The sequence below is a fragment of the Nostoc sp. genome (assembly GCF_036917535.1).
Lineage (GTDB): Bacteria > Cyanobacteriota > Cyanobacteriia > Cyanobacteriales > Nostocaceae > Nostoc.
In genome coordinates, this window is the sequence record NZ_JBALDA010000100.1 from 47,986 (window position 1) to 70,768 (window position 22,783).

Annotated in this window: 23 protein-coding genes and 1 pseudogene; 8 read left to right on the forward strand and 16 right to left on the reverse strand. The window is 42.4% G+C overall.

The annotated features are described in order from the left end of the window. Positions 1 to 135 precede the first annotated feature (135 nt). Positions 136 to 792: a hypothetical protein gene (locus V7K56_RS33650; RefSeq protein WP_334917952.1), complete on the reverse strand. Its 657-nt coding sequence runs from the start codon at positions 790 to 792 to the stop codon at positions 136 to 138. 61 nt (positions 793 to 853) lie between these two features. After that, entirely contained in the window at positions 854 to 1,567 is a 714-nt protein-coding gene (locus tag V7K56_RS33655; protein WP_334917953.1) for a cadmium resistance transporter, read from the reverse strand. Between the two features lie 225 nt (positions 1,568 to 1,792). Between V7K56_RS33655 and V7K56_RS33660 the strand changes: the two genes are divergently transcribed. Further along, positions 1,793 to 2,779: a LysR substrate-binding domain-containing protein gene (locus V7K56_RS33660; RefSeq protein ID WP_334917955.1), complete on the forward strand. Its 987-nt coding sequence runs from the start codon at positions 1,793 to 1,795 to the stop codon at positions 2,777 to 2,779. Positions 2,780 to 2,887: 108 nt separating this feature from the next. On the opposite strand, the gene V7K56_RS33665 is transcribed toward V7K56_RS33660, so the two are convergent. The 4 genes and pseudogenes from V7K56_RS33665 to V7K56_RS33680 all read right to left on the reverse strand — a co-directional run. After that, positions 2,888 to 3,256 (reverse strand): pentapeptide repeat-containing protein, encoded by a 369-nt coding sequence (locus V7K56_RS33665; RefSeq protein WP_334917957.1) that lies wholly within the window; start codon positions 3,254 to 3,256, stop codon positions 2,888 to 2,890. Then, entirely contained in the window at positions 3,246 to 3,560 is a 315-nt protein-coding gene (locus V7K56_RS33670; RefSeq protein WP_334917959.1) for a hypothetical protein, read from the reverse strand. The genes V7K56_RS33665 and V7K56_RS33670 overlap by 11 nt, the downstream gene beginning before the upstream one ends. Before the next feature lie 175 nt (positions 3,561 to 3,735). Next, positions 3,736 to 4,266 (reverse strand): hypothetical protein, encoded by a 531-nt coding sequence (locus V7K56_RS33675; RefSeq protein WP_334917960.1) that lies wholly within the window; start codon positions 4,264 to 4,266, stop codon positions 3,736 to 3,738. A gap of 94 nt (positions 4,267 to 4,360) precedes the next feature. Beyond that, a pseudogene (locus V7K56_RS33680) lies at positions 4,361 to 4,486 on the reverse strand (DNA-binding response regulator); the annotation flags it as partial. A gap of 195 nt (positions 4,487 to 4,681) precedes the next feature. Here V7K56_RS33680 and V7K56_RS33685 point away from each other — a divergent pair. Genes V7K56_RS33685 through V7K56_RS33695 form a run of 3 tightly spaced genes read left to right on the forward strand, consistent with a single transcriptional unit; the run spans position 4,682 to position 9,692 of the window. Continuing rightward, positions 4,682 to 5,662, forward strand: a complete 981-nt coding sequence (locus tag V7K56_RS33685) for an ABC transporter substrate-binding protein (RefSeq protein ID WP_334917962.1) — start codon at positions 4,682 to 4,684, stop codon at positions 5,660 to 5,662. Positions 5,663 to 5,671: 9 nt separating this feature from the next. Continuing rightward, on the forward strand, positions 5,672 to 8,335 hold the full coding sequence (locus tag V7K56_RS33690; RefSeq protein ID WP_334917964.1) for a hybrid sensor histidine kinase/response regulator: 2,664 nt from the start codon (positions 5,672 to 5,674) through the stop codon (positions 8,333 to 8,335). After that, a complete protein-coding gene (locus tag V7K56_RS33695) occupies positions 8,325 to 9,692 on the forward strand; it encodes a diguanylate cyclase domain-containing protein (RefSeq protein WP_334917966.1) in 1,368 nt (455 codons plus the stop codon). Before V7K56_RS33690 ends, V7K56_RS33695 begins: the two co-directional genes overlap by 11 nt. 74 nt (positions 9,693 to 9,766) lie before the next feature. On the opposite strand, the gene aat is transcribed toward V7K56_RS33695, so the two are convergent. Beyond that, positions 9,767 to 10,342: a leucyl/phenylalanyl-tRNA--protein transferase gene (gene aat / locus V7K56_RS33700; protein WP_334917968.1), complete on the reverse strand. Its 576-nt coding sequence runs from the start codon at positions 10,340 to 10,342 to the stop codon at positions 9,767 to 9,769. Between the two features lie 164 nt (positions 10,343 to 10,506). Between aat and V7K56_RS33705 the strand changes: the two genes are divergently transcribed. Further along, entirely contained in the window at positions 10,507 to 10,836 is a 330-nt protein-coding gene (locus V7K56_RS33705) for a hypothetical protein (protein ID WP_334917969.1), read from the forward strand. Positions 10,837 to 10,965: 129 nt separating this feature from the next. Here V7K56_RS33705 and rpsN read toward each other — a convergent pair whose 3' ends face one another. From rpsN to V7K56_RS33730, 5 genes are all read right to left on the reverse strand, one after another. After that, positions 10,966 to 11,268, reverse strand: a complete 303-nt coding sequence (gene rpsN, locus V7K56_RS33710; protein ID WP_334917971.1) for a 30S ribosomal protein S14 — start codon at positions 11,266 to 11,268, stop codon at positions 10,966 to 10,968. Positions 11,269 to 11,344: 76 nt separating this feature from the next. Beyond that, positions 11,345 to 12,034, reverse strand: coding sequence for an endonuclease III (gene nth / locus V7K56_RS33715; protein ID WP_334917973.1), 690 nt, complete (start codon positions 12,032 to 12,034; stop codon positions 11,345 to 11,347). Next, a complete protein-coding gene (gene rseP, locus V7K56_RS33720) occupies positions 12,010 to 13,110 on the reverse strand; it encodes an RIP metalloprotease RseP (RefSeq protein WP_334917975.1) in 1,101 nt (366 codons plus the stop codon). Before rseP ends, nth begins: the two co-directional genes overlap by 25 nt. 103 nt (positions 13,111 to 13,213) lie before the next feature. Next, positions 13,214 to 14,494, reverse strand: a complete 1,281-nt coding sequence (serS, locus tag V7K56_RS33725) for a serine--tRNA ligase (protein WP_334917977.1) — start codon at positions 14,492 to 14,494, stop codon at positions 13,214 to 13,216. A 104-nt stretch (positions 14,495 to 14,598) separates the two neighbouring features. Continuing rightward, positions 14,599 to 15,177 (reverse strand): DUF3611 family protein, encoded by a 579-nt coding sequence (locus tag V7K56_RS33730; protein WP_334918071.1) that lies wholly within the window; start codon positions 15,175 to 15,177, stop codon positions 14,599 to 14,601. A gap of 630 nt (positions 15,178 to 15,807) precedes the next feature. Here V7K56_RS33730 and V7K56_RS33735 point away from each other — a divergent pair. Both V7K56_RS33735 and V7K56_RS33740 read left to right on the forward strand, forming a co-directional pair. Then, complete coding sequence (locus V7K56_RS33735; protein ID WP_334917979.1) at positions 15,808 to 16,155, forward strand: PadR family transcriptional regulator; 348 nt, start codon at positions 15,808 to 15,810, stop codon at positions 16,153 to 16,155. Between the two features lie 52 nt (positions 16,156 to 16,207). Next, positions 16,208 to 16,738 (forward strand): cofactor assembly of complex C subunit B, encoded by a 531-nt coding sequence (locus V7K56_RS33740; RefSeq protein WP_334917981.1) that lies wholly within the window; start codon positions 16,208 to 16,210, stop codon positions 16,736 to 16,738. Between the two features lie 451 nt (positions 16,739 to 17,189). Here V7K56_RS33740 and V7K56_RS33745 read toward each other — a convergent pair whose 3' ends face one another. Continuing rightward, positions 17,190 to 17,507 (reverse strand): DUF3155 domain-containing protein, encoded by a 318-nt coding sequence (locus V7K56_RS33745; protein ID WP_041566316.1) that lies wholly within the window; start codon positions 17,505 to 17,507, stop codon positions 17,190 to 17,192. Positions 17,508 to 17,793: 286 nt separating this feature from the next. Here V7K56_RS33745 and V7K56_RS33750 point away from each other — a divergent pair, with 286 nt between their 5' ends. Further along, the gene (locus V7K56_RS33750; RefSeq protein ID WP_334917983.1) at positions 17,794 to 19,149 is read left to right on the forward strand and encodes a GAF domain-containing sensor histidine kinase; all 1,356 of its coding nucleotides are present in this window, start codon (positions 17,794 to 17,796) and stop codon (positions 19,147 to 19,149) included. Between the two features lie 640 nt (positions 19,150 to 19,789). Here V7K56_RS33750 and V7K56_RS33755 read toward each other — a convergent pair. The 3 genes from V7K56_RS33755 to V7K56_RS33765 form a co-directional block, all read right to left on the reverse strand. Continuing rightward, positions 19,790 to 20,677, reverse strand: coding sequence for an aldo/keto reductase family oxidoreductase (locus tag V7K56_RS33755; protein ID WP_334917985.1), 888 nt, complete (start codon positions 20,675 to 20,677; stop codon positions 19,790 to 19,792). Between the two features lie 125 nt (positions 20,678 to 20,802). Beyond that, positions 20,803 to 21,558, reverse strand: a complete 756-nt coding sequence (locus V7K56_RS33760) for an SDR family oxidoreductase (protein ID WP_334917987.1) — start codon at positions 21,556 to 21,558, stop codon at positions 20,803 to 20,805. A 274-nt stretch (positions 21,559 to 21,832) separates the two neighbouring features. Then, positions 21,833 to 22,762 carry an NADP-dependent oxidoreductase gene (locus V7K56_RS33765; RefSeq protein WP_334917989.1) on the reverse strand — a complete coding sequence of 310 codons (930 nt, stop codon included), beginning with the start codon at positions 22,760 to 22,762 and terminating at the stop codon, positions 21,833 to 21,835. Positions 22,763 to 22,783 lie beyond the last annotated feature (21 nt).

Consider the following 22,783-nt stretch of genomic DNA (forward strand, 5'->3'; position numbering starts at 1 on the left):
AGAGATTTTTCACCAGTTTTTGTCCTGTTTTTCTCTGAAATTGGCTGTTACCCTGTTGAAATTGAGAACAATTTATAAACAGTTATCAGTCTTAATTATTACCATACACCTAGTAACTGTTTAATGTTCAATGATTTAAGACTTCATGGTAGGCGCATTGGGAACGCGTGTATATATTATAGCATGTGATACATTCGGGATAAACCAGTTAACTTCGTTAGCTTTGACAATTTGAGCATTAGGAATGTTGATTTCAATTGCAGCAGTATCTGGATTAGTTTTAATTGTTAACTTACTGCCATCAGGTATCTTAATAGCCACTGCCTCTGTAAATTCTTGAGCTTGTCCGTCTGCGGTTAAACCTGTAATTGTGGCATCATTTGGCAGATAGAAGCCATCACAATCCCAGTTATTTTTAGTGGACTGACCATCAGCTAGAAAATATAGACCGTTCTCGTACATGGCATCATCATCCTCTTCTTCATTTGGTCTTTTGCCATATACTGCTATGGTGTTACCTGTTTTGTTTTCGCATTGACCCCAATTGATTCCCGTCTCTAAAGCATATTTTTGGAATGTTAACTCATCGATTTTCTGCTGAATTTTCTCTGGTGTGACACCTTCTACTTGAGTTTGGGCTTCTTTTGCTTGAGTCAGTTTATCAAGCGTTTTCGTGACTTCGATATAATCAGGGTTTTTGCTAAATTTTGGTTTATCAGCAAAAGAAGGTTGAGCAAAGGCGAAATTAGCGACAATCATTAAGATAATTAGCAGAGATTTCCATATTTTCATGTTTTGATTCCTGTTGATGAGTAAGATATTTTGCTGTTGGGAATTTATAATGCCCTTATTTTTAGACAATTAGTTTTTCTTGTTCTTCACTCGACGGTTGAGTATTGAAACCTAAAATTAATGAGAAGATATAACTAGAAATTACAGATAAAAGAGTCCAAGTAACATTTTCTGTAACAATAAACACGCCCAAACCAATCAAGATACAAGGTACAAAAGTCTTGCCATTTTCAGTTAAAAAATTTGCGATCGCAGGCAAATAGGTTAATTTACAAGCGGTATAACACCATACACCAACTAGGGTAAAAAATACACTTAGTATTACCAGCAGACTATCTAATTCTGAATTGGCAAACAGGGGTACATAGACACTGATATTATCACTGCCATTAGCAAAGGCGATCGCAGCGACATTGCAAGTTTGCGGAGAGAGAAAACTGCTAACTATAGAGGGACGACAAGACGGCTCAGTTTCTTCTTCGGCTTCCTCAGATGAATCCTCTTCGCGTTTTAGTAAACTGCTCATACCAATAATTATTGGCATAAAACCAAGTAGTCTAATCCAGTCCTGCGGTATGATTAGTCCACCTAAGAAACCAGGAAGGCTAGCAACGATCAATGCTGCAAAACCGAGATACTGACCAGCAAGGATGTGACGACTGCGAAACGTTGTACTTATTTGTGAAAAAAACAACGTCAGAATGACAATATCATCAATGTTGGTGGCAGTGAATGCGGTAATCCCTGTGGTAATTGCAGTTACTAAATCGTTCATTTGTGGATATCCTTATGTTCATGCTTGGGAATTGAGCATGGGGCATTGGTTGTTCTCCCTCTGCTTCTCCTGCTTCTTCCGCTCTCTACTTAGCCGTTTGATTTCGTGCCAAAGCTTTGATTTATACTTTAGTCAAACTAACCGATAGAATCAAATGCTTTTATTTGTCAAAATGATAAATGAAAGTGATTAAAATTTTGACACCAAGTCTTAGGGATACGATAAATGGCAGGAATGACGCTTGAGCAGCTAAAAATATTTCTGGCTGTGGCGCAGAACTTACACTTTACTCGCGCAGCAGAGGAGCTTTATATTACACAACCTGCTGTCAGTGCAGCAATCCACAATCTAGAGCAAGAATACGGAGTGAAACTATTCCATCGGATTGGTCGCCATATCGAAATTACTGAAGCAGGTAAATTACTGCAAGTGGAAGCGCAAAAAATTCTCGATCAAGTTTCTTTGACAGAAAGGGGATTGCGAGAATTGAACAATCTGCAACGAGGTGAATTGAAATTAGGGTCGAGTCTGACAATTGGTAATTACTGGCTACCAAGTAAGATTAGTGAGTTTAAGAGCCAATATCCTGGTATCCAGATTGACTGTACCCTTGCCAATGCAGAAACGATTTGTGTCGGTACAGCAATGGGACAATTTGATTTAGGTTTGGTAGAAGGAGATGTGAAGCCAGCACTTCAGAATACTCTGGAGTACGAAATAGTGGGGAGCGATCGCTTGCAAATTGTAGTTGGTCAAAAACACCCTTGGTTTGAGTGGGGAGAAATTGACTTAAGCCAACTAACTCAGACTCCTTGGGTGATGCGGGTGCGGGAATCTGGTACACAGCAAAGGTTTGAGGAAGCGTTGCAAAATTGGGGAATCAACCTCAGCGAACTGAATGTAATTTTAGTGTTCACCAGTGGTGAGATGGCAAAAGCCGCGATTGAAAATGGTGTAGGTGCAACTGGAATTTCTGAGTTAATGGTAAAAAAAGAAATACAGCTGGGAACTCTGCGGGCAATTCGAGTTATTGATAATAGAGAAGGCAAGGGTGCGATGCCTATGGCGGGCTACGCCTACGCAGAAATAGTTCGACCTTTTTTCAAAATCAAGCATCGTCAGCGTTTTCAGACTGCTCTTTCCAAAGTCTTTGAACAAATGTTGATATCGTCTATGTTAGATGGTTCACATCAACATGTGTCAGTTATTTAAAAGGGACTGGGCATTGGGCATTGGGCATTGGACATTGAAAAGAGGCAGAGGGGAAAAACTTACTGCAACTGCTCCCCTGCTCCTCTGCTCCTCTGTCCCCAATCCGTTTCACACCTTTTGCATATTTTGACTGATGGGGTCAAAACCTCTAGAAAACCGCGTGCTCTCATCGTAGTAAGCGCCAGTTAGATTCGCTCCATACAACTTGGCATAATTAAGTTTTGCTCCCCGGAGATTTGCTTCATTCAGATTGACACCGCTCAAATTAGCTCTGGTCAAATTCGCTTTAGCTAAATTAGTTCTACTCAAATCTGCTCCCCAGAGTTTAGCTTTAGCTAAGTTAGCTCCACTCAAGTCAGATCCCCATAAATTAATTCCAGGCAAATAAACTCCAATCAGCTTGTTTCTACTCAAGTTGACGGCTGGAAAATATCTTTCTCCTGCGGCAAAACGTTTTTTTAATTCTTCAGCATTCATGCGTCACGTTGACCTTCTTTAGCAATACAGAAGTTATTTCTTCCCATTCCTGGCTTAGTTCTCCTGAAAATGCTGGCTGACCACTGCGTTCATACCAGAAATGGGCATTTTTCAAATCGCCTTCTTTGCGGTGCAGATAAGCATGAACCCAGGCACTGTCAGCATCGCTGGCATTTTGAACTATTTCATGAGCCTTGTTCCAATCACCTTTGTTGTCATACCACATTGCTTGCAGCCCTTTTGGTAATGTCTGAGGACATGGGGGCTGCTTTTCGATCAATCGCAAGAATTCCTCTGTATTCACGATCGCCACCTAACAAGTATCAAACTTCTATCTCTAAGATACTCCTCAGTTTCAGGGGAAGATTAGGGAGCAGGGGAGCAGAAAAGACAAGGGGGACAAAAGACAAATCTCTTCCTTGTCTCCCCCCTCTTCCTTGTCTACCTTGTCTCTTCTTCATGCCCAACGCCCTTCATCTCTACTTAACTGGAATAACTTCAAACTGGAAAGTACCGATCAAACGGTCATTAATATAGACTTCTATTCTATGCTTACCAACTGGATCGCCAGGGGCGATTGTCCAAAAATTTTCAATTACACCTTCTGGAGCCGACTGTGTGCGCCGTGTTACAGATGTCTTACCATCTGCTGATATTGAGAAATCTTCACCATTATCTGTACCCCAAGTTTCTGGAGGTTTTGGTAAATACAAGACTTCACGCCATTTCACTTCACCTTGGTAGTTTTTGAGTTTAATCCGCCATCCGTAGGTGTTTCCTTCCTGAAGTGGCACTCTTGTTGTCTGGAAAATGGTAACGTTTCCTTTGGAGTCAACTCTCTTCAGACCAAACTCGGTGTTACTGACAGTAATCTGTTTTGCATTCGTTGGCGCTGGAGATGATATGGCATTTTCTACCAAAACAGAAGTAGCGTTGATTGGCTCAGAACCGATGATCCCAGGTATTAGCCAAAAAGCAGCTAGCACAGCAGTAGTAGTCCAAATTCTCATTAGTATGGTTTTCCTGTCAGACTTTTGGTACTTATTCAAGTAATCTGCCATGTTTTCCGGGTCAAGGTTAGCGATGGTTAGACAAAGACGAAATTGCTTTGATATATTTGGCGGATTTAATCAACCCACTGACTTTGGTCAACATCCAATCTAAAATCAGTAAATCATAGTCTGTGCAAAAGGCAAACCATTGCGCCGTCTTTTCTCCATCTGCGTAGGCTAGCAAGCACCGTAGGCATCGCATTTACTGCATAGCCATTCTTCACCGTCTTACTCTACGAGACACTATTACGAACAAGACAGTGTGGAAGCATGGATATAGTATTCTAAATTTTGAATTCTAACTCCTTCTTTATAAATTAGTTTTTTTAGCTGAATCTTTGATTAACAATAATTAAAAAATATCAAAGTTTATATGCTTAAACTACTCAGATACATTAGTATTTTCCTGATTACCGCCTGTTTACTACTTGCTTGTAATACTTCAGTACCAACTGAAGTAAAACGCCCTCCATTGAAAGTGATATTTGCATCTTTTGTTGGAGAGCTTCCAGGCATCATTGCTCAAGAAAAAGGATTCTTCAAAGCCCAAGGGGTAGATGTGGAACTAATTCATAAACAATACCCCCAATTGGAACAAGCAAACTTCAATGCGGGTAAGTATGATGGTATTACATCGTCCTTGGGGAATTTTATAATCTTGAGTGCCACAAATCTAGATATACAAAGCGCGATCATTATAGACGAATCAACAGGAGCAGATGTGGTAGTTGCCCAATCACAAATTAAAACCGTCGCTGACTTGAAAGGGAAAAAGCTGGGTGCAAATCTAGGCGGTTTTAGCGAAGTTTTCGTGACTGAAATGTTAAAAACTGCCAACTTAACCAGTGATGATGTGAACTTGGTTAAATTAGAGGCTTCAGAAATTCCTCAACGCCTGAAAAATAATACAATACAAGCCGGACACACTTGGGAACCCCATCTCTCTGAAGCGATGAAATTAGGGGGAAATATCCTATTTACCAGCAAACAAACCCCTGGCTTAATTTTAGATTTGATTATCTTTAGGGGTGAGACAATCCGCGATCGCCCCGAAGATATTCGTGGATTTGTGCGAGGATGGCTGCAAGCCTCGACCTACTGGAAAGCAAATGTTGAAGAAGGAAACGCCATCGTCAGCAAAGCATTAAAAATTCCGCCTGATACTCTCTCTCTAGGGGGAATAAACCTAACTGATTTAGATGAAAATAAAAAATATTTTCAATCTAGCAACCCTAACTCCATTTACAAAACTGCCAAGATATATGCAGACTTTTTTATTCGCTCTGGAAACATTATGCGTATTCCTGAGCTAAAAAGTTTGTTCAATTCTTCCTTCTTGAATTCTCCTCCCTAGTTTGAAGCTATGCAGCACTCTTTTTTGGGCAGCATCCGTACAAAGTTAATTGCCTCGTTTCTCGTTGTTGCTTTGATTCCATTGCTGTTATTGGCATTTGTCAACAAACAGACAACCGAAAAAGCACTAACTGACAACGCCCGACAAGCCCTATCTGCGGCGGCTAACGAAACTGCTAACAGAATAGATGCCTTTATTGATGGAAATCTCAATGCCGTGCGTGTAGAGGCGATTTTACCAGGTTTGGCACGCTACCTCAGCCTAACTCCAAAACAGCGAGATGACAGCCCCGAAATGCAATTGGCGACAGAAACATTAATCCGTCTCAGTCGCAAAGATATGCTTAATATTCTCTCTTATGCTTTGCTCGACTTAAACGGTAAAAATGTATTAGATACACGTACACTGAATATTGGCAAAGACGAATCAGTTCAAGATTATTTTAAAAAACCGCTAAAAACTGGTTTCTCCTTTGTTTCTAGCATGAAGCGATCGCCGACAATTCCCGATCTTATTACTCTCTTTTTTAGCAGTCCGGTTCGCAATGCCAAGGGAGATATATTGGGTATATTGCGTGTTTCATATAATGCGACTGTTGTTCAACAGTTAGTAACTCGACAAACTGAACGGGCTGGGGCAAAATCTTTTGCTATTCTTTTAGATGAAAATAATATTTATCTGGCACATAGTACTGCACCAAAACTGCTTTTTAAATCAATTGTGCCTCTGCCTGACGATATTGTAACTCAGTTACAACGGGAAGGACGTTTGCCTAATTATCCTCTCAAAGAATTGGCAACTAATGAGTCAAAACTTAAACAAGCATTGGATAATAAACAGTCGGATTTAATTGCATCTTTGTCAGCAACAGGTAATCAATTTAATCTGATTGCAATCGCTCGTTTGCAGTATAAACCTTGGTCTGTGTTGTTTGCACGACCCCTTTATATTGCCCTAGCACCTGTAAAAAAGCAAATTCGTGACGCAATTTTTCTATTTGCATTTATCGCTGGAATAGTCACAATCATTGCTTTTATCATTGGACAACTGCTAACAAAGCCCATAATTTATCTTACCAATATAGTTTTTCAGTTTACCGCAGGTAACTTAAATATCCGCGCAAAAAATAACTCAAAAGACGAAATAGGTCAACTGGCAGAATCGTTTAACAACATGGCACTTCAGTTGCAAACATCTTTGGAAACTTTGGAACAACGGGTACAGGAGAGAACAGCAGAGTTAGCCATTGCTAAAGAAAAAGCCGAAGTAGCAAATCAAGCTAAAAGTTTATTTATTGCTAATATGAGTCACGAATTGCGATCGCCCCTCAATGCTATTCTAGGTTTTTCTCAATTAATGTTACGCGTTAAAAACTTACCTGCCGACCATTATGAAAATGTCGGCATCATTTATCATAGTGGTGATTATCTCCTAACGCTAATTAATAACATTCTCGATTTATCAAAACTAGAAGCAGGTAAAACTACTCTTAATCCCAGAGATTTTAACCTGTATCGCTTGCTGGATGATTTAGAAGATATGCTACATTTACAGGCAAGTAATCAAGGCTTAAATTTAATATTTCAACGTAGTGAAAATCTTCCATGTTATATTTGTACAGATGAGTTAAAACTCCGGCAAGTATTAATTAATTTGATTGGTAATGCTATTAAATTTACTCAAAAAGGAACAATTAGTTTAATAATAAATAATACTAGTGAAGAAATCACAGATATTTTAACTCTTTATTTTAAAGTCCGTGATACAGGAGTGGGGATTGCAGCAGCAGAATTACCCAAACTATTTAATGCTTTTTCCCAAGCACAAGCTGGAAAAGAATCCCAAGAAGGAACGGGTTTAGGTTTAACAATTAGTCGCAAGTTTATTCAGTTAATGGGAGGAGATATTTCTGTTGAAAGTAAATTAGGAGTAGGGACAACTTTTAAATTTTATATTCAAGCAAAATTAGGTCAAGAAACCAATAGCAATGCTTCAGAAGGATATCCTAAAGTATTAGAACTTGCACCAGGACAACCTATATATAAACTATTAACAGTAGATGATAAACATATTAATCGCCAATTATTAATTAAACTTTTACAACCATTAGGGTTTGAGATGAAAGAAGCTAGTAATGGCAAAGAAGCGATCGCTATTTGGAATGAATGGGAACCCCACCTGATTTGGATGGATATGCGAATGCCTGTTATGGATGGTTACGAAGCTACAAAACATATCAAGTCTACTACAAAGGGGAATGCTACAGCTATAATTGCTCTGACAGCAAGTGTTTTAGAAGAAGAAAAAGCGATCGTCCTTTCAGCCGGATGTGATGACTTTCTCCGCAAACCTTTTACAGAACATGCAATTTTTGATATACTAGCCAAACATCTTGGTGTCAAATATATATTTGCTGAAAATAATTATTCAAATTTGGAATATACAGAAAAACATCTTTTAACATCTAACAATTTAATTTGTATGTCTCAAGAGTGGATTAATCAATTCTATCAAGCTGCTTTAGAAGCAAACACTAATCGTGTTATAGAATTAATTAGAGATATTCCCAAAACAGAAACTTTTTTAATTCAATCTTTAACAAAACTTGCTCGTAAATTTGAATTTGAGAAATTGGTTGACTTAGCCGAACCCCTGAGAAGTAATGAATATTGATTCTGATAATGAAAATAAAGGTAATATTCTCCTAGTAGACGACAGTCCCAAAAACTTACATTTATTAAGTGATTTTCTGGTCAAACTTGGCTACACTGTTCGCAGCGTCACAAGCGGACAGATGGCAATAAAAACAATAAAAGTGAAGCGACCAGATATCATTCTTTTAGATATTAAAATGCCAGAAATGGATGGCTATCAAGTTTGTAGAATTCTCAAAGCAGATGAAGGTCTACGCACCATTCCCGTTGTTTTTATTAGTGCTTTAGATGATGTTTTTGATAAAGTGATGGCCTTTGAGTCAGGAGGCATAGACTACATCACCAAACCCTTTCAGATGGAAGAAGTTGTAGCGCGTCTAGAAAATCAGTTAACCATTCAACGTCAGCAACGGCTTCTAGAACAAGAAAATATTAAGCGTAGGGAAACAGAAGAGATACTGTATCAGTCCAGGGCAATGCTAGCCAGTATTTTGAATAGTTCGATAGATGGAATTGCCGCTATGCAAGCTGTTCGCAACCTTGCAACCGGAGACATTGAGGATTTTCGATGCTTAGTTATCAATCCTGTTATTGCTAGAGCTTTCGGAAGCAAATGTGAAGAGATGATTGGCAAAGTAGTACTCAAAAAACTTTTAACCCGTCTAGAACCAGAACTTTTTAATCACTTTGTTAATCTTGTTGAAACGGGGGAAGCTTTAAAACGGGATTTTTACCATCCATTAGGCAATTCTTGCTGGTATCACTTTGTTGCAGTCAAACTAGATGATGGTTTTGCTATTACCATACGCGACATCACTGGACGTAAACAAATTGAATTGGCTCTCCAAGATGCAAATCAAAAACTAGAACAACTGGCAAATATAGATAGCTTGACTCAGGTGGCTAACCGTCGTTGCTTTGATACACGACTACAACTAGAATGGAGACGCCTTGCACGAGAACAACAACCCCTGTCACTGATTATGTTTGACGTTGATAAATTCAAACTTTACAACGATTACTATGGTCATCTTGCAGGCGATAATTGTCTAATGAGGATAGCGCAAACAGTGCAACAGACAATTCATCGTCCTGCCGATTTAGTAGCGCGTTATGGTGGAGAAGAATTTTTGGTACTCTTGCCCAATACTAACTTAGCGGGAGCGATTAAAGTAGCGCAAAGTATTCAGCAAGCAATTCATGCTCTGGCTATTCCCCATGTACAGTCTGATGTCAAGAATATCATCACCGTTAGTTTAGGAATCACCTCTCGCATACCCATTTGGAACATCACCTCAGATACACTCATTGCCTCAGCCGATAAAGCACTGTACCATGCCAAACAAAATGGGCGCGATCGCTATTGTAATGATTGAAACATTTTATGGCAATACCTTCATTCCCGGCACTATTACATCAGTAACAATTACATCCGGCTTTTCTGGCAAAATTACACTAAGTTATAAGTACGTTGCAACGCTTGCTGAAGTAAAGATTGATATTCTTCATCCCCAACCCGATAAGCACCAAATCTTTCCAAATGGGGATTCATCATTTGGCCATCAAAAAACACAAATTGCCTCTGACGCAATCTTTCTACCAACTTTACCATCGCCACCTTTGAACCTTCGGGGATGCGGTAAAACATCGACTCACCAATAAAAGCCCCACCAATCACAATCCCTAAAATTCCCCCAGCTAGTTCGTCACCTTGCCAAGTTTCAAAACTATAAGCATAACCGTTCTGGTAAAGCAGCCAGTAAATCTTTTGCAATTCTGGTGAAATCCAGGTTGTCTCTCTGTCAGCACAGCCAGCCACTACAGCCTGAAAGTCTCGATTAATTGCCACAGTAAACCGCTCTTGATTCAGAACGCGCTGCAAAGACTTAGGGTAGCGAAACCTCTCATCCAAAGGAATAAAAGTCCGCTCGCGACTTCTGTACCAATTCAGGCGATCGCGCTCATCAGCCATGAGAAAATAGCCTTGTGCATAGCCCTCAACAATAGCGGCGATATCATATTGCATAAATAAATATAAAAAACACTCTTAGAAACGCAATTTGATGCTAGAAAATCAACCTCAGCGTTCCACTAAAGTTATGATGCCTACGGCGGGCTGCGCCAACGGCAAAAGCCGCCGCTCATACTTCTCTGTGCGTTTCCCTCCACGTCCCTCTGCGTTTAAAAAAAATGACTCAACCAATTCCACCCATTACCCTACCACCGCCTGAAAATCCACTGCTCGAAGGTGAATGGTTACAAGAACGCTTACAACGGTGGTTAGATACAGAATTTATCCCCGAAGCAGTCAACCAAAATATTGCTCAACGAGCCGCACAGATTTTTGTGCGTCAACGGATGGAAGGAGAAAATGACCTTGGTTCTCTGGTAATTGCCATTGTCACAGAGATGCAGTCCTATGATTTTTCCAATAGCTTCTATGGAGAGTTTGCGATCGCCAACGCCGTCAGCGATCTACTCTTAGAAAGTCTGGGAATTGATAAGTGTTGTGGTCAATAATATTTTGTCATTTGTCTTTGAAGTTCTGTTCGCCCTTGGCGTTGCCGCAGGCATCGGAGGAAGCCTCCGCTCAGACTTCTCTCTTTGTCTTTTGTCCTTTGCAAATGACTAATGACTAATGACTCTTGACTACCAACTAGCCTTAACAACTCCAGGTAAAAGACCTTCATGCGCCCATTCTCGCAGTACGTTCCGAGACAACCCAAAATCGCGGTAAACACCTCTAGAACGACCAGTCAACCAGCAACGGTTGCGGTGGCGGGTAGGCGCACTATTCCGGGGTAGCTGTTGAATCTTCCGGTGGATTTCTAGCTTGTCCAAAGGAGATGCTGCACTTCTGAACTCTTCCAAAAGAGCTTCCCGCTTGTCAGCATACTTTTCGATCAACTTGGTGCGCTTTTTCTCGCGCTCAATCATGCTCTTTTTTGCCATATATTCTCTAACTTATTTAAAGACACCGTTTTCCATTCTACAGTCTCTCCATCAATTCTGGGGTTACTTGTGTTGCTTATCCTACAACCACTGGCTGATTCGCAGCCGGACATAAATCGGCAAGTTCACAAGCAACACAGATGGGAGAGCGGGCTTTACAAATAGCACGACCGTGATAAATCAGCCCAATTGACCAATTTTCCCAATCAGACTGAGGCAATAAACCCATTAAATCTTGCTCAATCCGAACGGGGTCTTTTGCTTGAGTTAAACCCAAACGTTCGCTAAGGCGCTTGACGTGAGTATCTACTGTCACGCCAGCATTAATGCCATAAGCATGAGCCAGGACGACATTTGCTGTCTTGCGCGCCACACCTGGAAGCTTTAATAATTGCTCCATTTGGTTGGGGACAACAGAGTTAAACTCAGTGACAATCATCCGACAGGCGGCTTGAATGTTCTTGGCTTTATTGCGATAAAATCCTGTTGAACGTACCAAACTTTCTAATTCTACCAAGTCAGCGATCGCTAAACTTTCAGCATCAGGAAACCGAGCAAATAAAGCTGGTGTCACCTTATTCACCCGCTCATCAGTACATTGAGCAGAAAGAATCGTTGCCACCAACAGTTGTACTGGCGTTGAGTAGTTCAAAGAGCAAGTAGCATCTGGATAAAGACGCTTCAGCCGAGCTAAAATTTCTATCGCCCGTTGCTTTTTAGATAACGATTTGCAGGTAATGCTCACTGCAACAATTTTTGTACCCATTCCAATTGGCTAGTTAATTGGGTAGTTTCTTTGACGATCAGAAAAATTCCTAAGCCTAAGAGTAACACCAAACCGGTTTGCATTACACTTTCTTGAATGCGGGCTGGTACAGGCTTACCGCGTAAACCTTCAATTAGCAGAAAAGCGAGTTGTCCGCCATCCAAAGCTGGTAAAGGCAAAATATTGATAATAGCCAAGTTAATGCTGATAATTGCCGCAAAAGATAACAGATTTGCACTATTGTCCTGAGCTAGTTTTGCACCTATTTTGACAATATTAACTGGTCCAGAAACTTGTCCAGCAGTTTGTTGAAAGTTGGTAATTAACTGCCCAAAACCGCTGAGTGTCCCTACAAATAATTGTTGAAACCTATTAGCAGCAATGCCAAAAATTTCAAAAGGATTATTAGGACGGCGATAAACTGCTGTACCATTGGGGCCAAGTTCAATGCCAATTACACCTTGGCCTTTATTTCCCAGTTTTGGGGTTAATTTTAGAGACTTTGGTTGGTTTTCATGTTTAATTTTTAGTTCGATTTGCTGATTGGGATGAGTTTGAATTTCTTTTGTGAGAAAAGCTGTCGCTTTTTCAGAAGCGGGGAGTTCCTGACCATTAACAGCCAGAATGATATCTCCTTCCCTAATACCTGCTTGGTAGGAAATAGATTGTTCATCGACCGGCTTGACAATGACACCAGGTTGAAAGTTAATCCTCTCTGGAATGCCGACGATACCCAATTGCAGAGCCAACACCAAGTAGGCAAATATTAAATTGGCGATTACTCCGGCACTAATAACTATTGCCCGGTCTAAAACTGGACGGTTACGCAGCAAATTCGGGTCATTGGGTGGAATATCGCTATCGGGGTCATCATCAGGAAAGCCCACAAAGCCGCCCAAAGGAAAGGCGCGGACAGCATATTCGGTTTGTGAACCTTGGTACTTAAAAAGAACTGGGCCAAAACCCAGAGAAAAACGGTTAACGAGAATGCCTTGAGAACGTGCTGCAACAAAATGTCCCAACTCGTGTACCAAGATCAAAACAGCCAAGACTGCGATCGCTGCTAAAACTGACATAGAGTAAATTAGTGAAGATATTAAGCTATGGTTATCTCCATTCTAATTGGGCATTGGGGATTGGGCATGGAGGATGGGGCATTGGTAAAAGACTAAGGACAAATTACAAAACTTCACGTCCTAAGTAAGGTTGCAACACTTCTGGTATCCTGACTGTCCCATCAGGTTGTTGATAATTCTCTAAAATTGCTGCCATTGTCCTTCCCACAGCCAAACCCGAACCATTTAGAGTGTGTACGAACTGAGTTCCTTTCTTCCCCGCCTCTTTGAAACGAATATCAGCCCGTCGTGCCTGGAAATCTATAGTATTGGAACAGCTAGAAATTTCGCGGTATTTGCCAGAAGAGGGCAACCAAACCTCTAAATCATAAGTTTTGGTAGAGGCAAATCCCAAATCTCCAGTACTTAAATTTACTACTCTGTAAGGCAACTGCAACGCCTGTAAAATTGCTTCTGCATTCCCTACCAATTTCTCCAATTCATCAAAAGATGTATTGGGTTCGACAAACTTCACCATTTCCACCTTGTTAAATTGATGCAGGCGAATTAATCCCCGCATATCGCGCCCATAACTACCAGCTTCGCGGCGAAAACAGGGAGTAAAGGCACAGTGGTAAATAGGCAAATCTTCAGCAGCAAGAATTTCACCCCGGTAGAGATTTGTAACTGGAACTTCCGCCGTAGGAATCAGCCACAAGTCATCATCTGCACATTTAAAGCTTTCTTCGGCAAACTTGGGTAACTGACCGGTCGCCGTCAATGACTCGGTATTAACTAACAGCGGCGGACTGACTTCTACATACCCAGCTTGAGTATGGAGAGTCAGCATAAATTGAATTAATGCCCTTTCTAATGCCGCACCAGCGCCTATCAATGTCACAAAACGACTTTGGGCAACTTTTACAGCTCGTTCAACATTGAGAATACCCAGCTTTTCGCCTATTTCCCAGTGAGGGAGAATATTCGGATTTTGGGGAATGTACCCATCACCCCAACGGCGCACTTCTACGTTATCTTCCTCATTCTTTCCAAGGGGTGTAGAGTCGCTTGGCAAGTTGGGAAGTGCCAACACAAGTTGAGCAATTTCAGCTTTCAGGTCTTTTTCTTGGGGTTCCAGTTGACTCAACGTAGCCTTGACAGAGTTACCTTCATCCCGCAAAGCTTGAATTTCTGGGTCTTGAGAATTGATCCCAGATTTTATCTTCTGCCCAACAATTTTACCAATTTCGTTGCTACGAGCTTGGAGTTGACTACGTGTCCCCTCAAGTTCCCGTTGTTGCCGATCTAACAATAATATCGGCTCGATGTCGTATTTACCACTACGACTATTCAATCGTTCTTGAACTAATTGGGGATTTTCCCGTATTTGCTTGATATCCAGCACAGATTTTTCTCAGTTTTTAGCCTATTATCTACCTGTCAAGAGGAAAAAAGAAGTCAAAAGAATTGTTGATTTTTAACTATTACCTTTTCTTCCGACTCCCCTTTCTAAGGTCGGTGAATGCGATTGAGTAACCAAAGTGATGCTATAAGCCCTGCAAAGTGGGCTGAGACAGTGTTGGTGTTTGCCTGTACCACAAGCATATCTAGACCGCTAATAATTCGCGTAGGGTCAAAAAATTGGGTAGTTATCGCTTGCGGAGATATGGATCGTGCTACCAGTGTTCCAACGATCGCCTGCGCCCCCAAAAGAGTCACCAGCGTTCCTCCTAAATTCACCCACACCCCTAAGCGTAATAATTGTACAGTCTCGCTTTTCCGAGGGCGGTTGCTGGGATTGGAGGATTCCAATTGCTTGCCAATCCTAGTGTAACGGTAAGCTAAATAAATGCCCCCACCTAAAACAACCAGTCCACAAATTGCTAAAAATACGCCAAAACCAGTCCCAGGATTATTAGTAGGACTGCCAGATCTTTGATTAAAGATGGCGAACAGCAACACAATTATGCTAGAAACAACGCCTAGTACTAGCTGAATCCAAAAGCTAATCCAACCTATAAGGCGAAAAGTTTGGGCAATTGCCCTGAGAGTTGAGGAAAATGATGGGGCATCGGGAGTTTGTGACATAGCGATCGCCAATGTGCTGGGTGCTTGATTAAGGGAGGCGAGGACGAGGGGACAAGGGGACACGGGAGAGTTCTTTCCCCTGGTTTTTAGCGCCTTCTTTGATAAATTTACTATTACACTTGCCAAATAAGACAAGAAATTCTGCGATCGAGGAAATCAGAAATGGTTACTGCTTAAATGTGTATACTGACGTTGCAGCTTGATCCCAGATATATCCCGTAGCTTAAGATTTTAGAATTTGCATTGGGAAAATCACTGTAAAACAAAGTGTTTATTAAGTTTTACAGACAAAATAGCATTTTACCTGTAAAATTTCTTCGATGGCATTTTATTGCTTTAAGCAGTTCTAACCAGCTCGGCATCACTTAACACCAAGATAGTGACTTCCTCACTGTCTATTTGCTCCTCACCACACCATATCGAGCTTGAGTGGGGGTACACTGTTTTGTTTCCCTAAAACTCACAAACTCGCCCCACAACTTCACAGGCGTGGGTAATTATTTGATATTTACGCTTTGGAAATTTAGTCTAAGTAGCTTTATATGTATTACTCACGTAGTAGTAGCACTGTATACTGGCTACAAGGATTGTAGACTTTACGCTAAGGTATTTTTTAGCCATTCACTAACCATGAAACTTGAGGATATATATCAATTCTTTGAGAATCCTCCGCCAACTTACCTTTGTCAGGAACTAGCAGTTTGTTATATACTGTCTGTTTTATTACAAGGTGAATCCTACGGAACCGAGTTGATCGAGCAATTAGAAACTAAGTATCCCGTCTATCGACTTTCAGATACCGTACTTTATAGTGCAATCAAATTTCTGGAAGACCAAAGGGCAATCGCTGGATATTGGAAGAAACTCGAAGGACGTGGACGCCCCAGGCGGATGTACCAAGTTTCTGCCGAATGGCAAGTTCAAGCTCAGGATTTAGCTTTTCTTTGGCAAGACTACATCAACGGGAGGAAAAAGTAACGAATAATTGATAATGAATAAGTCTCCTCCAGTCAAACACTAACAATTAGTTATGGATACTGCTATTTTGCCATCTACGTTCCTGCTAACCTTGTTGTTATCGGTTGGGCTGTTTTTCTTTATTCGTGCCTCGACTAAAGACCGCACAGAAATAGCCCACCTGGTATCTGAGCAAGAGGAAGCTGTTTTAATGTCTCAATTAAAAGAGTATTTTCGATCGCGGTCTTACCGAGTGGCAGCGGTAGACCGAGAACAAAATCAGGTAACTTTTGAAGGTAATGTTCGCCCTAGCTGGTTCTTAGCTATATTTCTAACTTTACTGGCAGCTACTGGGATTGTTTGTCTATCTTTGGTCGCATCCCTGCTTTTTCCTAGCCTCAGTACCCTTGTTCTGGCGATGGTACTGTTGTCGCCTTTAAGTGGTCTATTTTATTGGAGAAAATCTGGAAGACTTGAGAAGGTGTCGCTCAAAGTAGAAACAACTCAGAGCGAACAAACCTCCTCAAGTAAGGTAACTGTAGTTGCCCATCGAGATGAACTCAGCGAGTTGCAGAGGACTCTACAGCTCAAGCCTGGGAAATAATTGTTGATTCTTGCGACCATCTTTTAACTATGATATGCAGACTTCTGACCTAACCTACTCTTTAGGCTATGGAAAGTAGTCAGGAGAAAATCAAGATTGCTGCTTTGCCAGTTTTCCCCACGACCCAAACTTGTGGGGAAAAATTTAAATTCATTAACTTAAATTCATTGACAGAGCTTAACTTAACCATCTACGGCATAGGAGCGCAACTTCACTAGCACTTTTAGACGCGCTTGGCTCTATACCCACTCCCTTCTGCATCATCAAAGTAGTATCAACCCATGCAATATAGCGTGGTTTGAGACAAGTTCACTTTCCAACTACCTGGACTAGATTTACTGGCAAATCAGCTACAAACTAAAAAAAAATTAAATTTTGCATAAACTTAGCAATTTTGCCAGTTAATAGTAGTCAGGAGCCACATTCAATGCTCAAGATGACCATCTATGGTTCACCGACTAGCTAAAGCAAGAGGTTCTTGACCTGGTGAAGGTTCTAACACCCTCAAACTAGGAAACAAGAAATGGTTTTCCTCTACGTATTGAGCACCAAACAGTCCCTTTTCTGCCCAGAAATAACGATCCGTAGTGTGTTCATTTCGCTTTACAAGTAGCAACGCTGGTGGCAAAATCCCTTCAGCTTGAATGAATCTTCTCGCTGCTGTCACAGGCTTTTCTTCGCCACTTTCGATACTATATTGAGGCACGTGTTCCAAAATACGCCGTCCTTCCTGACGACGACGACTCTTCCTTTTGCGTCTCCTTGCCAATATATTGTCCTCCTCTTTCAAGCTATAGATTGTAGTGATAGCTACAAAATCCGTCGTAATTATATAGGTTCTAGTTCAGAATATCAATAGTTTTTAAGCTTTTAATATAAGAAAGTTAATATCTTTAAAACATAGAGAAAATAAAATTACCTAAGAATATAATCCCCTAGTACAAACCATCTCTAAGAAAATTTTAGTTAAGCTTTATTAAATGAGTGAGGTAAAAATTAAGTATCCTCTCTTACATCATGCCTCAAAATCTATAATCTTGAGCAAGAGCTAAAAAATGTTAATGTCTGCCAGTTCCGATTTTCTTGCTCTGTGTCGAGAGCAAATAGCGCTACTAACCCAAGGGCTAGGAGCAACTTTAAGTATTGTGTACTTAACACAAGAATTGGTAGATACTCCTTCTGGCGATGCCAAACTGATTCCTGTGGTGATTTACCCGGAAACAGCATTATTGCTGTCAGGAGAGGAAACTATTGAGGCGACGGCATACAAGCAACTTCAAGTTGGAAATGCGTTTATATTACCCAATCATCAAGGAAGGTTATTGACAGCAGGTTCAGAATCTCCAACTTCGTCACGGGAGTCTGAGATACCAGATGCGTCTCAACCCGATCTTAAAGAGGAATACCTACTTAATGGCAACCAAATTGTTTTACCTCTAATTTATGAGGGTGTGATGATGGGGTTACTAGTGACCGGTAGGAAAGACCGAGTATGGAATGAACACGAGCAAAGTCAGATTCAACGGATAGCCCAAACATTAGCGATCGCTTGTATTTTAGATCAGCGGCGAGCATGGTTTGAGCAACAGTTGCGCGAGCAACAAATTCTCCAAGAAAAACAGCGGGATTTGCTAGATAACCTGTTGCATCAGTTTCGTAACCCATTAACGGCGTTACGGACTTTTGGCAAACTGCTATTGAAGCGACTACGACCAGCAGATGCCAACCGGGATGTGGCAAATAGTATTGTCAGAGAAAGCGATCGCCTTAAAGAATTACTGCAACAATTTGAACAAGTAGTTGACTTGACAGAGGCAGATTTAGCACCACTACATCTACCGGAAGATGGATTATTTGTAGAAGCAACTATCCAAAAAGATGCTAAACCGTTGCTATTATTACCGGGAACGGGAGATAAAGCAGTTGACTGCTCCCTAGCAGATATATTAGAACCATTATTAATATCAGCCAAAGCGATCGCCCAAGAGCGAAAGCTAAAACTAATAACTGAAATTCAACAGAATTCATCCCTAGTGCGTGCCAATATCAAAGCATTACGAGAGGTGTTAACTAACATTATTGATAATGCTTTGAAATACACTCCCACTGGTGGCAAAATTTTGATTCAGGCGGGGCAAGAAAAAGCTCATTTTCAGGGAATAGTCATTAGTGATAATGGGCCTGGCATTCCACCTCAGGATTTAGAACATCTTGGAGAACGACATTATCGAGGTATACAAGCGCAAACAGAAATCCCAGGTACAGGTTTAGGGTTAGCGATCGCTAAACAATTAATAGAGCAAATGCAGGGCAAAATCGAGATTTTCAGCCCTGCAATTAACTCTAAGCTAACTTCACCTAATAGACCAGGAACTACTTTTATTATTTGGTTACCGGAAGTTGAGAATTAGTCTATTGAGAACGGGTTAGGCCTTTCCAAGTAATAAAATAACCAATTTATAGCTATTTGAGCCTTAACTGAACCGTATTGTCTCATGCTTGACTTAGATTCAGACAATTCTGAATGCCTAGCTAAATTCGTCGCATCGGAAAAAGAAATGTACTGTTCTAGTTCATCAACTGGCTGATTTTACTTAATAGTCTTCGATTTTTCCAAGCTTCAACGTAAAGATTGCTATAGCCGTAGTCACACAGGTTAGGACATAAGGATGGGGTGAATGCTAGAGTTAGCAATAGTTTTACCTCCTGCCTCCTGCCTCCTGCTAGAAGTCAAACCGCAACTTAATTGACTTCATTAGTTCTTCGCTGAAGTGATACCAATTTGAAAAAAGAATGCGACAGACACATACTCTTAAACCTTTGTTCTGTCTGGCTTTCTTAATGCATGAATTTTGTTAGCGCAGCGTAAAGCCTTCTCTTCTCTTTGGGAGACGAAGACAGCGAACGCCAACGGCATGGCAACTCTTAGAGACGCACTCGCGTTCGCTTAGAGCGAGTCCGCGTACTCTGTAAGAGTTGCAAGCTACGCGCAGCGTCTCGTAGAGAGCGTCATTTTGAATTGGTATGACTTAGCCTTGGACAGTAATGTTTTCACTGAACCGCAGTTGTAGCGATCGCGTCGAGGTCTTTGATCGTTTGCGGTGAAAGCTGCAGATTTGCCGCTTTGATGTTTTCGTGCAGATGACTAATGGATGACGTTCCGGGAATTAACAGGATGTTCGGCGATCTCTGAAGCAGCCATGCCAAGGCGACCTGCATCGGTGTGGCTCCAAGTGATGCTGCGACAGCATCGAGCGCTGACGATTGCAACGGATTGAACCCGCCTAGTGGGAAGAACGGCACATAAGCAATTCCCTGCTTCGCGAGGTCGTCAATGAAAGCATCATCTTCCCGGTGCGCTACGTTGTACTGATTCTGCACGCAGACAATTTCTGTGATGGTTTGCGCTTGTGCCAATTGCTTCGGAGTGACGTTGCTCAGACCCAGGTGACGGATCAACCCTTGTTTTTTGAGTTCGACTAAGGTCGTCAGCGGCTCTGTAACAGAACCCTCCGATGGCCCATGACCGTCACCCATCAGTCGGAGATTGACAACATCGATCGTCTCGAGTCCGAGGTTACGCAGGTTGTCATGAATCGCTTCGGTCAGCTCCTGCTGCGACATCGCGGGTACCCATGATCCATCTTCAGGACGACGCGCTCCAATCTTGGTGACAATCACTAAATCTTCCGGGTAGGGATGCAGTGCTTGTCGGATAATCTGATTCGTGATGTGAGGTCCGTAGAAGTCGCTGGTATCGATATGATTAATGCCAAGTGCGATCGCTTCGCGCAAAACAGCAACGGCAGCATCTACATCGCGCGGTGGACCTGATACACCCGGACCTGCGAGTTGCATGGCACCATAGCCTGTGCGCTTCACTGTGATTGAAGTGTTCGGCAACGTAAAACTGCCGCCAAGGTTCGTTTGTTCAGACATATTGCTACTTTCTCCAAGAATTTTTTAGTGATTTAACAAAAGCAATTTTGAGAGTCCATTTTTCATTAATATTACTGCGTGCGATCAAAGCCCTCTATTGCTGATCGATAGATTCTTATCGCTTGTCATTGTTCGTTGCGGCTAGCGAATATTTGCTCATAGTCACCGTTCCGTTCGGCAAATCGTAGTGCTTTAGCACGATCAACCAGGATTTCGCCGTGGGGCGGGTTTGGAGTGCTGAGAATCTGCATCACTTCAGCAATATAGTCAGCCAGTGGCATTGCGGCAGGATCAGTCGCCTGACTTGCCCCGCCAAGCTCCGTCTGTACATAGGGTGGAACAAGTTCGAGAACCTCCACGGAGGTTTCCCGGATCTGAACGCGGAGCGACTGCAACCAGGAGTGCAGAAAAGCCTTGCTCGCGCAATAGGTCGGGTATGGACTGATGGGAAGGAAAGCCAAGCCGGAGGTCGTGGTGATGATCGTTGAATGCGGTTGCTGTTTGAGAGTGGGGAGGAGTAACGCCGTGAGGTGAAGCACACCGACAATGTTTGTCTGAATCGTAGACTGTATCACGGAGAAATCGATCGAGTCTGAGGTGAGGTCTTCCGTCTTACTAATTCCGGCATTATTGATCAGAATATTGAGTTTAGGGAACTGCTCTCGAATGCGGGAGGCAAAGGCTTCGATGTCCGCCGGGTCTTGGACATCAAGTTGAATCCCGTGCATCCCGGAGTGAGCGGTGGTGATTTCGTCGAGGAGTTGCTGACGGCGACCTGCGATGATGACTTGATTCCCGCGTTGATAGAACGCCTCGGCAAGCGCACGACCGATGCCGCTTGTGCCACCAGTGATCAGGATAGTGTTGTCTGTGAGATTCATAGGTATTTCTCCTGCAAAGATATCAAAATAAAGAATGTCAGAGTTTGTTGAAAGTAACGTTGTTGCAAATGTTAGGGAGTGTTCTGCATGAGTAGGTTCTCCTATACTGCTTCGGTCTCTTGGAGGGTAACAATTGTTCCATCTGACAACGTGAGATCGACGCTTCAGTCAAGCTGCACATTGTCGCCCAACGAACAGTTATTGAAAACGGCTGAAAGCCAGTTTTAATATTCTCAAACACCACAATGTTTTCCGCTTGTGCTGAACTCAAGCATCAAGGCGCTGCCACCCGTAGCACAACCTTGCCGCCCGTGTGTCCTTGTTCTAACTGCGTGTATGCCTGGCGCACGTCTTTGAGGTCGTACACGGCTGCTATCGGAACTTGCAACTCACCGTCTGCAACCAGTTCGGCAATCTCAGCCAGAACCGCACCCGACTCAGCCTTAGCGCTGCCATCGGCGTGTGCATGGTGTCGAGCCGCTGCCTCAAAATCGATGATCGTATTGATGCGATTTGGCGCAACCCCTAGCTTGATCGCGAGATCGACATACCCGTGACCCACCGTGTCAATGACTGTATCAAAGCCATCTGGAGCCACACTACTCAAGCTCGCCTGCAAATCGTCGTCATAGCCGACAGGAATTGCACCGAGCGATCGCAACCAGTCGTGGCGCGACGCTCCCGCTGCACCCACAACCTTAGCGCCAGTCCGCAGCACCAATTGCGTCACGATCGATCCCACGCTGCCCGCCGCACCAGAGACCAGAATTGTTTCTCCCCGTTGAGGAGCCACTGCTGCAACGGCAGCCTTTGCAGTCGATGCCACGATGAACAGGGCACCCGCTACCTCCCAACTCAGCGATTCTGGCTTGACAATCACTTGCTCGGCAGGAACAGAGACAAACTCAGCTTGGGCAGAGCGCTCATTCGACCAGCCCATGACCGCCGTGCCCACAGCAGGACTGGTGACACCATTTCCAAGTTCAGCCACGATGCCAGCGAAGTCTGTTCCTTGACCACAAGGAAACGTCGTTGGATACTTCTGCTCAAGCTGACCTTTTCGGATTAAAATCTCACCGGGATTTGTCCCCGCCCTGACGACGCGAACCAGAACCCGACCTGGACTGGGTGAAGGTTTTTCAACCTCGACAACATTAAGGACATCTACACCTCCAAAATGATCAAAGCGTACTGCTTTTGACATCTCATTCCTCCTCTGAATTCG

Coding starts and splice junctions, on each gene's coding strand:
- V7K56_RS33730 (WP_334918071.1), bottom strand. CDS start 15,177: ATGTCACAAACTCCCGATGCCCCATCATTTTCCTCAACTCTCAGGGCA.
- V7K56_RS33735 (WP_334917979.1), top strand. CDS start 15,808: ATGAAACTTGAGGATATATATCAATTCTTTGAGAATCCTCCGCCAACT.
- rpsN (WP_334917971.1), bottom strand. CDS start 11,268: ATGGCAAAAAAGAGCATGATTGAGCGCGAGAAAAAGCGCACCAAGTTG.
- V7K56_RS33685 (WP_334917962.1), top strand. CDS start 4,682: ATGCTTAAACTACTCAGATACATTAGTATTTTCCTGATTACCGCCTGT.
- V7K56_RS33690 (WP_334917964.1), top strand. CDS start 5,672: ATGCAGCACTCTTTTTTGGGCAGCATCCGTACAAAGTTAATTGCCTCG.
- aat (WP_334917968.1), bottom strand. CDS start 10,342: ATGCAATATGATATCGCCGCTATTGTTGAGGGCTATGCACAAGGCTAT.
- V7K56_RS33695 (WP_334917966.1), top strand. CDS start 8,325: ATGAATATTGATTCTGATAATGAAAATAAAGGTAATATTCTCCTAGTA.
- V7K56_RS33765 (WP_334917989.1), bottom strand. CDS start 22,762: ATGTCAAAAGCAGTACGCTTTGATCATTTTGGAGGTGTAGATGTCCTT.
- nth (WP_334917973.1), bottom strand. CDS start 12,034: ATGGGTACAAAAATTGTTGCAGTGAGCATTACCTGCAAATCGTTATCT.
- V7K56_RS33760 (WP_334917987.1), bottom strand. CDS start 21,558: ATGAATCTCACAGACAACACTATCCTGATCACTGGTGGCACAAGCGGC.
- V7K56_RS33740 (WP_334917981.1), top strand. CDS start 16,208: ATGGATACTGCTATTTTGCCATCTACGTTCCTGCTAACCTTGTTGTTA.
- V7K56_RS33675 (WP_334917960.1), bottom strand. CDS start 4,266: ATGAGAATTTGGACTACTACTGCTGTGCTAGCTGCTTTTTGGCTAATA.
- V7K56_RS33705 (WP_334917969.1), top strand. CDS start 10,507: ATGACTCAACCAATTCCACCCATTACCCTACCACCGCCTGAAAATCCA.
- V7K56_RS33655 (WP_334917953.1), bottom strand. CDS start 1,567: ATGAACGATTTAGTAACTGCAATTACCACAGGGATTACCGCATTCACT.
- V7K56_RS33755 (WP_334917985.1), bottom strand. CDS start 20,677: ATGTCTGAACAAACGAACCTTGGCGGCAGTTTTACGTTGCCGAACACT.
- V7K56_RS33750 (WP_334917983.1), top strand. CDS start 17,794: ATGTTAATGTCTGCCAGTTCCGATTTTCTTGCTCTGTGTCGAGAGCAA.
- V7K56_RS33660 (WP_334917955.1), top strand. CDS start 1,793: ATGGCAGGAATGACGCTTGAGCAGCTAAAAATATTTCTGGCTGTGGCG.
- V7K56_RS33665 (WP_334917957.1), bottom strand. CDS start 3,256: ATGAATGCTGAAGAATTAAAAAAACGTTTTGCCGCAGGAGAAAGATAT.
- rseP (WP_334917975.1), bottom strand. CDS start 13,110: ATGTCAGTTTTAGCAGCGATCGCAGTCTTGGCTGTTTTGATCTTGGTA.
- V7K56_RS33650 (WP_334917952.1), bottom strand. CDS start 792: ATGAAAATATGGAAATCTCTGCTAATTATCTTAATGATTGTCGCTAAT.